At 65.1% G+C, this 9,142-nt stretch carries 9 protein-coding genes; 6 read left to right on the plus strand and 3 right to left on the minus strand.

Annotated elements, in window-relative coordinates; translation table 11 throughout:
* Nucleotides 1-265 precede the first annotated feature (265 nt).
* The 5 genes from ENZ75_RS11415 to ENZ75_RS11435 all read left to right on the plus strand — a co-directional run bounded on the left by ENZ75_RS11415 (nt 266) and on the right by ENZ75_RS11435 (nt 5,644).
* On the plus strand, nt 266-1,876 hold the full coding sequence (locus tag ENZ75_RS11415) for an ABC transporter substrate-binding protein (RefSeq protein WP_063169053.1): 1,611 nt from the start codon (nt 266-268) through the stop codon (nt 1,874-1,876).
* Between the two features lie 258 nt (nt 1,877-2,134).
* The gene (locus tag ENZ75_RS11420) at nt 2,135-3,121 is read left to right on the plus strand and encodes an ABC transporter permease (RefSeq protein ID WP_063169054.1); all 987 of its coding nucleotides are present in this window, start codon (nt 2,135-2,137) and stop codon (nt 3,119-3,121) included.
* Nucleotides 3,118-3,948, plus strand: a complete 831-nt coding sequence (locus tag ENZ75_RS11425; RefSeq protein WP_063169055.1) for an ABC transporter permease — start codon at nt 3,118-3,120, stop codon at nt 3,946-3,948. Before ENZ75_RS11420 ends, ENZ75_RS11425 begins: the two co-directional genes overlap by 4 nt.
* Complete coding sequence (locus ENZ75_RS11430) at nt 3,945-4,847, plus strand: ABC transporter ATP-binding protein (protein WP_063169056.1); 903 nt, start codon at nt 3,945-3,947, stop codon at nt 4,845-4,847. The genes ENZ75_RS11425 and ENZ75_RS11430 overlap by 4 nt, the downstream gene beginning before the upstream one ends.
* Nucleotides 4,844-5,644 (plus strand): ATP-binding cassette domain-containing protein, encoded by an 801-nt coding sequence (locus ENZ75_RS11435; protein ID WP_013529483.1) that lies wholly within the window; start codon nt 4,844-4,846, stop codon nt 5,642-5,644. Before ENZ75_RS11430 ends, ENZ75_RS11435 begins: the two co-directional genes overlap by 4 nt.
* Nucleotides 5,645-5,669: 25 nt before the next feature.
* Here the strand turns inward: ENZ75_RS11435 and ENZ75_RS11440 are convergent, their stop codons facing one another.
* Nucleotides 5,670-6,281, minus strand: a complete 612-nt coding sequence (locus ENZ75_RS11440) for an NAD(P)-dependent oxidoreductase (protein WP_063169057.1) — start codon at nt 6,279-6,281, stop codon at nt 5,670-5,672.
* A 37-nt stretch (nt 6,282-6,318) separates the two neighbouring features.
* The gene (locus ENZ75_RS11445; protein WP_024504444.1) at nt 6,319-6,957 is read right to left on the minus strand and encodes a DsbA family protein; all 639 of its coding nucleotides are present in this window, start codon (nt 6,955-6,957) and stop codon (nt 6,319-6,321) included.
* A gap of 134 nt (nt 6,958-7,091) precedes the next feature.
* Between ENZ75_RS11445 and ENZ75_RS11450 the strand changes: the two genes are divergently transcribed.
* Nucleotides 7,092-8,009: a LysR family transcriptional regulator gene (locus tag ENZ75_RS11450; RefSeq protein ID WP_063170340.1), complete on the plus strand. Its 918-nt coding sequence runs from the start codon at nt 7,092-7,094 to the stop codon at nt 8,007-8,009.
* A gap of 12 nt (nt 8,010-8,021) precedes the next feature.
* Here the strand turns inward: ENZ75_RS11450 and ENZ75_RS11455 are convergent.
* Nucleotides 8,022-9,142: GMC family oxidoreductase (locus tag ENZ75_RS11455; RefSeq protein WP_164887784.1), on the minus strand; the 1,121-nt coding region annotated here is incomplete at its 5' end.

The raw sequence follows: 9,142 nt of genomic DNA on the forward strand, positions 1-9,142 counted from the left end.
AAACAGCACCGTTCCATGTCATCATACCTTTGTCCGTCGCATATCCCATCAATTTGGTCCTACCAGATTGACGTGATAGAAGCGCATATTCCAAACTGGTCCAGCGGACGAAAATTTCAAAGCCAAGCGAGGATGCGCCAATTCCGTCTCTGGCGAAACCCTCGGCAAGGCTCATAATCGCCGCCGCAAGGATGCTGGCGGGCTTGCCGGCGTTCGAGGGGTATTGGCGCGCCCAACCGGGTCGCGGAGAGGACGGAGTTCGATCATGTCAGGTTTCACGATTTCCAGGCGCACGATGCTTTCCGGCTCGGCAATGCTGCTGGCCTCCACCGCCATGCCGACACCGGGCTGGGCGCAGACGCCGAAGAAGGGCGGGCGGCTTGTGCTTGCCGCCGATTCCGAACCGCGCAACCTCAACCCGGCGATCGTCGCTTCCAACGGCGTCTTCTTCATCTCCAGCAAGATCGTCGAAACGCTGGCCGAAGCCTCCTACGACGGCAAGGACGGACTCGCGCCAAGGCTGGCGCTGAGCTGGGAGGGTGCCGCCGACGGGCTCTCGGTGACGTTCAAACTGCGCGACGGCGTCAAATGGCATGACGGCAAGCCGTTCACCTCCGCCGACGTGGCCTTCTCGGCGCTGCAGATCTGGAAGCCGCTGCAGAACCTCGGCCGCACCGTGTTCAAGGACCTGGCCAGCGTCGAGACCCCCGACGATCTCACCGGTGTGTTCAAATTCGCCAAGCCGACGCCGTTCCAGCTGATCCGCAACGCGCTGCCGGCGCTGAGCAGCGTGGTGCCGAAGCACATCTACGAGGTCGGCAAGATCGAGGACAACCCGGCCAACAACGCGCCCATCGGCACCGGACCGTTCAAATTCGGCGAGTACAAGGCCGGCCAGTATTACCGGCTGACCAAAAACACCGACTACTGGGGCAAGGACGAGCCCTATCTCGATGAGATCATCTATCAGGTGCTGCCGGATCGCACGTCCGCGGCCAGCGCGCTGGAGGCCGGAGAGATCCAGCTGGCGGCCTTTTCCGCCGTGCCGCTGGCCGACCTCGACCGCATCTCGAAAGTGCCGGGGCTGAAAGTGATCACCAAGGGTTACGAAGGGCTGACCTATCAACTCGTCGTCGAGATCAATCATCGCCGCAAGGAACTGGCCGACGTCAAAGTGCGGCAGGCGATCGCACATGCCATCGACAAGGATTTCGTCGTCAAGACGGTGTTCCTCGGCTATGCCGCGACAGCCACCGGCCCGGTGCCGAAGAACGATCCACAATTCTACACCGCCGATGTGCCGACCTATGCCTTCGACGTCGCCAAGGCCAACGCGCTGCTCGACGAAGCCGGCTACAAGAAAGGCCCGGACGGCAAGCGCTTCACGCTGAAACTGCTGCCTGCGCCCTATTTCAACGAGACAAAACAGTTCGGCGACTATCTGCGCCAGGCGCTCGCCGCCATCGGCATCGACGCTGAGCTGGTCAACAACGACTCGGCCGCGCACATCAAGGCGGTCTACACCGACCACGCCTTCGATCTCGCGGTCGGTCCGCCGGTGTTCCGCGGCGATCCGGCGATCTCGACCACCATCCTGGTGCAGAGCGGCATTCCGGACGGCGTGCCGTTCTCCAACCAGGGCGGCTACAAGAACGATGCGCTCGATGCGCTCATCGCCAAGGCATCGGAGACGCTCGACGCATCAGCCCGCACCGACCTCTACAAGGAATTCCAGAAGGCGGTGGCTGCCGACCTGCCGCTGATCAACGTCGCCGAATGGAGTTTCATCAGCGTCGCGCGAGACACCGTCGGCAACATCGCCAACAACCCGCGCTGGGCGGTGTCGAACTGGGCGGACACGTATTTGGAATCGTGACAGAATTGCGCGGATGAAAATTCGCGAAATCATCGTAGGCTTTGAGTTCTACGAGGCCCCCCTCTGTCCTACCGGACATCTCCCCCTCAAGGGGGGAGATTGGCCGCTTGTCTGTCCCGCGAATTCTTCAACGTTGGAGATTGGCGAAGCCAAAAGAGACAGCCGATCTCCCCCCTTGAGGGGGAGATGTCCGGCAGAACAGAGGAGGGTGCCTAGGCGCGGTCCTAATCAACGTATCGCCAACCCATCGACGCCCCCATGAACCGCGCCCTCACCCTTCTCCGCCGCCGCCTCGTCGGCAGCATCTTCGTGCTGCTGATCGTCGTCATCGGCACGTTCCTTTTGCTCGAGGCCGCCCCCGGCGACGCCGTCGACGCCTACATCGTCTCGACCGGCGGCGACGCCGGCATGATCGAATTGCTGCGTCATCGCTGGGGCCTCGACCAGTCGGAGCTGACGCGGCTGGCTAACTACCTCTGGGCGCTGTTGCATCTCGACCTCGGCCAGTCGGTGACCTTCTCCCGACCGATCCGCGATGTGATCCTCGAACGCCTGCCCAACACGCTGCTGTTGATGGTCAGCGCCACCGCGCTCTCCTTCGGGCTCGGCTCGGCACTCGGCATCTATGCCGGCGCCCGGCCGGGCAGTTTCCGCGACCGCTTCCTGTCGATCGGCTCGCTGGCGCTCTATGCCGTGCCGGGTTTCTGGCTCGGACTGGTGCTGATCGTCGTCTTTGCCGTCGACCTGCGCTGGCTGCCGATCGGCGGCATCGAGACCCTGGCTTCCGACAAGACCGGCCTTGACCGCGCAGCCGACATCGCCGTCCATCTTATCCTGCCTGTTTCGGCCCTCGGCTTCATCTACCTGGCGCTCTATCTGCGCATGATGCGCGCCGGCATGGCCGAGGTCTGGCGGCAGGATTTCGTCTTGGCCGCGCGCGCCAAGGGATTATCACGCCGCCGCATCGTGCTCGCCCACGTCGCCCGCAATGCACTGCTGCCGCTGGTCACCATGCTCGGCCTGCAGTCGGCGCAGATGCTCGGCGGCAGTGTCGTCATCGAGAGCGTCTTTTCCGTGCCCGGCCTCGGCCGGCTGGCGCAGGAGGCAGTCGCCTCCCGCGATACGCCGCTTCTGCTCGGCATTATTCTCACCAGCGCCGTCCTGGTCATTGTCATCAACCTTGCCGTCGACATCGCCTATGCCTTCCTCGACCCGCGCGTCGGCGCCTGCGAGGCCGGCGCATGAGTGCCCTCCGCCGCTTTCTGCGCACGCCCGAGGCGGTCGCCGGCGCCATCCTCCTGGCGGCGCTGATCGCCATGGCACTGTCGGCGTCGCTGCTGTTCCCCGGCGATCCGCAAGCGATTGCCGGGCCGGCGCTGCTGCCGCCGTTCCAGGACTGGTCGCTCCCGCTTGGCACCGATCGGCTTGGCCGCGACGTGCTGGCCGAGCTTTTTCATGGCGCCCGCACATCGCTGGCTGTCGGGATCGCCGCCGCGGCCGCCGCACTTGTCGTCGGGGCAGTGGTCGGCACATTGGCCGGCTTTGCCGGCGGCCTCGTCGACGAGGTGCTGATGCGCATCACCGACGCCTTCCAGACCGTGCCGAGTTTCCTGCTGGCACTGGCCTTCGTCAGCGTCGTCGGACCGTCGCTCGGCATCGTCGTGATCGCCATCGCGCTCGGCACCTGGACCGGACCAGCCCGTGTCGCCCGCGCGGAAGTCCTCTCCATTCGCGAACGCGATTATGTCGCCGGCGCCAGGGTCATCGGCATGCACCCGCTGGCGATCGCCTTTCGCGAGGTGCTGCCCAATGCCTTGCCGCCGGTGCTGGCGATGTCGTCGGTGATCGTCGCCGCGGCGATCCTCACCGAGGCGGCCTTGTCGTTCCTCGGCCTGGGCGATCCCAACCGGGTCACCTGGGGCGGCATGATTGCCGAAGGCCGCGCTGTCCTGCGCACCGCGCCCTTCCTGTCGATCGTCCCGGGCATAGCGCTGGTGCTGACCGTGCTCGGCGTCTATCTCGCCGGTGAAGGCATTGTCGAGACGACGGCGGTCAGGAGAGGCCTGTCGTGACCGCGCTGGCTTCGATCCGCGACCTGACGGTGACCTACCGCCGCGACGGCAGCGAGGTGGCGGCGCTGAAGGATGTCAGCCTCGATATAGAGGCTGGCGAGCGCTTGGCCATCATCGGCGAAAGTGGCTCGGGCAAGAGCACGCTGGCGCTGGCGATTGCCGGGCTGTTGCCGGCAAGCACCAAGACTGAAGGAAAGATCGATTGGTTCCTACCGTCGGCGTTGGGCGCCAAGGCACCTCCCTCTGTCCTGCCGGACATGTCCGGCAGGACAGAGGGGGGCCTCGTAGAGCACAGACCGCAAAAGCTCTTCACCAGATCAAGTCACCCTCCCCGCGGCGGCCGCGATATCGGTTTCGTCTTCCAGGACCCATCCGCCAGCCTCGACCCCGTAATGCCAATCGGCAAACAAATCGCCGAAGTCGCCCGCACCCATCTCGGCCTCACCTGGTCCCAGTCCTATGCCAGGGCCAAAACCCTGCTCGAACGCGTCCGCCTGCCCGATCCTGACTCGGCCCTGCGCGCCTTCCCGCACCAGCTTTCCGGCGGCCAGAAGCAGCGTGTGGCGATCGCCGCCGCCATTGCGGCCGGTCCGAAATTGCTGATCGCCGACGAAGCGACCAGCGCGCTCGATACCATCGTGCAGGCCGAGATCGTCGCCTTGATCCGACGCCTGGTGACCGAGGACGGCATGACGCTGCTGTTCATCAGCCATGACATCGCGCTGGCGGCCGAGCTTGCCGGGCGCATCGCCGTTTTCCGCCATGGGCAGTTGGTCGAGCTTGGCATGACGGCGCAGATTGTCGGCGCCCCGGCCCAACCCTATACGCGCGCATTGCTCGATGCCGATATCGGCCTCGACACCAAGCCGCTGCTGAACCGAGCCGGGCTCCACGCATGAGCCTGCTGGCGGTGTCCAACCTCACCAAGCGCTACCGTCGCGGCGACAACACCATCGCTGCAGTCGACGATGTCTCCTTTCACATCGAGCCGGGCGAAACGCTGGCGTTGGCCGGACCCTCCGGCAGCGGCAAATCGACGATCGCGCGGGTGGTGCTGCGATTGATCGAGCCGGACGACGGACGCATCGAGTTCGAAGGCGACGATTTCCTGGCCCTGCGCAGCGCAGCACTGCGTGCCCGCCGCGCGCGCCTGCAAATGGTGTTCCAGGACCCGCTTGCCGCCTTCAACCCGCGCGCCACAGTGGCGCGTGTGCTCGACGATCCCTTGCGCATCCATGGCATCGCTTCCCGCAGCGAGCGCCCGCGCCGCATCGCCGCCTTGCTGGAGCGCGTCGGGCTGACGGCGGACCTCGCCCCGCGTGCCATCCATGAAATCTCAGGCGGCCAGCGGCAGCGCGTCGCCATTGCCCGCGCCATCGCCACGAAGCCGTCGCTGATCGTGCTCGATGAAGCGGTGTCGGCGCTCGACGTTTCCGTGCGCGGGGAGATCCTCGAGCTTTTGCTCGACCTGCAGCGCCAGGAAAAGATCGCCTATCTCTTCATTTCACATGATCTCGGCGTCATCCGGTCGATCGCCCACCGCGTTATCCTTCTCGACGCCGGCCGGGTTGCCGAGAACGGCGATGCCCGAACCGTCATCGACGCACCGCAATCGGCCATTGGAAAGGCGCTGGTGGCGGCAGCACCGAGATTGAACCGGACCCTGATGCGGCTGGCGTCGGCCGGCCTCGATTGAGACCCGGCCGCCACCATCCGTTCGCTCAATAGCCGACGGTGAAGCGCTGCCTGATATGGGCCGGCTTCTCGATCTCGTCGACCATGACGATCGCGTAGTCCTCGAAGGAAATGCTGCTGCCCTCGTCGGAGGCGAGAAGCGTGTCCTTGCCGAGGCGGAATTTGCCGGTGCGCTCGCCAGGCACGAACATGGCGGATGGCGACAGGAACGTCCAATCGAGGTCGTCGACCGTCTTCAATCTGTCCAGGAAGTCGGCGCCCTTCTGCGCTTCTGCCTTGTAGATCGCCGGGAAGTCGGGGCTATCGACCAGCCGCTTGCCGGGCGCGACTTCGAGACTGCCGGCGCCGCCGACGACGAGATAGCGCTTCACGCCGGAGGCGCGCACCGCCTCGATCAGTGCATCGGTATCGCTATCCAGGAAATGCACAGAGCTGATCACAGCGTCATGGCCGCGGATCAGGTCCGCGAGACCTTCTGTGTCGAAGACATCGCCCTTCCTGGCCGTCACGCCCGGAAGCGCGACAATCTTTTCCGGGTTGCGCGCGATGCCCGTGACGGTATGGCCGCCATCGGAGAGTTCCCTGAGAAGGCGCGAACCGACAGCGCCCGATGCACCAATGAGAGCGACTTTTGCCATGTCTGTTTCCTTATGCTTGGGGGTCTGGAGGATGGGGTCACGCCGCCGCGATGTGGGCGACGAGATTGTCGAAGCTGCCGAACAGCGCGTTCGAACCGATGAGCCGGGGCGCATCGTTGCGGATGACCGCGAGCGAAGGCACGCCATCGGCATGCAGGCGCTGGAACAGCGCACGGCCACGGCCAACCTGATCGCGGTGAGCCGCCAGCAATGTTTCGGTCGGCGCCTTGAGCATTTCGGCGGCGTCCGCCATGCCGTCGGCGGCGAGCACCTCGGCCACACCGCCGATCGTCACGACATCGCGTCCTTCTACATAGCGCGCATGCTGGATCGTCTTCAGCGCCGCAAACCGGCGGCTAGGGTCCTCCAGGCCAGCGGCAGTGATGCCGAGTGTGGCGGCATGTGAGTCGAGCAGGGTGCCACGGACATTGAGGACATTGTGCCGGTAGGCCGGCGTGAACGATTGTCCGGTCAGGCGCTCGATGCGCTGGTCGTTCGCCCAGGCGTGCGCCGCAAAACCTTCATCCATCGGACGCGCGCCGGCGCCGGAAAACAGGCCGGTCGGCAGCAGCTCGACGCGCACGCCGGCGGCCGACAACCGGCCGAGCATCCGGGTGGCACCATAGCACCAGCCGCAGAGCGGATCGAAAAGATAGGTCACTTCTGAATTGTTCATAATCGCTGCTACCCATGATCCGGCTGCCGGCTTGATCGAATGCCGTTGGCTGATATGTGGCAGGTGGGGGTCTTGCGATAAATGGCACCCAATAATACAAACTGTATGATCTGATCATACAAATGGCAGCCAGCTTGGCCGAACTTCTGAACCTCAATCGGCTCGCCTACTTCACCACGGTGATGGAAACCGGCTCGTTCACGGCCGCAGCCAACCGGCTTGGCGTCGCCAAGGCCGTGGTCAGCCATCAGATCGGCAAGCTCGAAGAGGAACTGGGCGCAACGCTGCTGCAGCGCACGACCCGGCGTGTCACGCCGACCGAAGAGGGGCGCCTCTTCTATGACCGCGCGATGATCATCCTGCGGGAAGCGGAGGCCGCCTATGGCGAAATCTCGCGCGGGGCCGTCGAACCGAGCGGAACGCTGAGGCTGACGGCGCCGCTCGACTACGGCACCAAGATGGTGGCTCCGGTCATGGCGGCCTATCTCAGAACCTATCCGCAGATGCGCGTCGAGGCGATCTTCGACGACGCCGTCAGCAATCTGGTGGACGAGCAGATCGATCTCGGCATCCGCGTCGGCTGGCTCACCGATTCCTCGAACCAGGCGCGGCGGCTGGGGACGATCCGGCAAATCGTGGTGGCGAGCCCTGGCTTCGCGGCGAGCCTGCCGCCCGACCTGACGCCGCACCAGGCAAGATCGCTGGCCTGGGTCGGCAACACCCAGTTGCGCGGCATCGGCCAATGGCTGTTTTCCAGGGATGGCGAAACGGTGCTGACCGAGCTCAATCCGGTCCTCATGTGCGACAAGAGCCCCGCCGCCCTTGCTTGCGTGCTCGTCGGCATCGGGCTGGGCGTCTTTCCGGACTACAGCGTCAGCGACGATATCGCCGAGGGGCGGCTGGTGCCGGTATTTGCCGACTGGAGCCTGCCGTCAGGCGGCATCCACGCAGTCTTTCCGCCGGCCCGGTTCCGGCCCGCCAAGGTGCGCACCTTCGTCGATCTGCTCGCGGCGGCCGAGAAGCGGCGATCGCGCGGTGTTGCCACGGCTTGAAGCCGATGGCGGTCAGCGGGCCTCTTGCAGGATCATCTCGGCTGCCTTCTCCGCGATCATGACGACCGGCGAGTTGGTGTTGCCCGAGACGATTGTCGGCATGATCGAGGCATCGACCACGCGCAGCCCGGCAAGCCCGTGAACACGCAGGCCGTCGTCGACCACCGCCATCGTATCCGAACCCATCTTGCAGGTGCCGACGGGGTGGAAGATCGTCGTGCCGATATCGCCGGCCTTGCGGATGAGCTCTTCATCGCTGTCATACTGCGTGCCGGGCAGCATCTCTTCCGGCGCAAAGCGCGCCACCGCCCGAGCCTTCATCAAGCTGCGGACATGGCGCAACGACGCGACGGCCACGCTGCGGTCTCCCTCGGTGGAAAGATAGTTCGGCCGGATCTTCGCCGTCTCCCGCGCGTCGGACGAAGCCATGTGCACGCTGCCCCGGCTTTCCGGACGCAGATTGCAGACCGAGACGGTGACCGCGGGAAAGCGATGCAGCGGCTCGCCCAGACGGTCGGTGCTCAGCGGTTGCACATGATATTCCAGATCGGGCGTTGCGAGGCGCGGATCGCTCCTGGCGAAGATGCCGAGCTGGCTTGGCGCCATCGACAGCGGCCCGCTGCGCTTGAGCGCGTATTCCAGCCCCATCGACGCACGGCTGACCAGATTGTGGTAGCGCTGGTTGAGTGTGGCGGTGTTGGCGACCTTGAAGACGGTGCGTATCTGCAGATGGTCCTGCAGATTTTCACCGACACCCGGCAGCGCGTGACGGACATCCACGCCGATGCCCGAGAGCAGGTCGGGGCGCCCCACCCCCGACAGTTCGAGCAGCTTGGGCGAGTTGATGGCGCCGGCCGCAAGGATCGTCTGTCCAGCGCGGACCTGATGCAGGCGGCCGCCTTGGCGGAAAACCAGTCCGGTGACGCGCCGGCCGTCGAATTCGAGCCGTTCGGTTTCCGCGCCGAGCACTACGCGCAGGTTCTTGCGCCCCGCTATACCGCGCAAAAACGCCTTCGATGTGTTCCAGCGGACGCCCTTCCTCTGGTTGACCTCGAAATAGCCCGAGCCTTCATTGGTGCCGGTGTTGAAGTCTTCGGTGCGCGGAATGCCGAGTTCCTCGGCCGCGTCCCGGA

This window comes from Mesorhizobium sp. M7A.F.Ca.CA.002.04.1.1 (genome assembly GCF_004022805.1).
Taxonomy (GTDB): Bacteria; Pseudomonadota; Alphaproteobacteria; order Rhizobiales; family Rhizobiaceae; genus Mesorhizobium; species Mesorhizobium ciceri.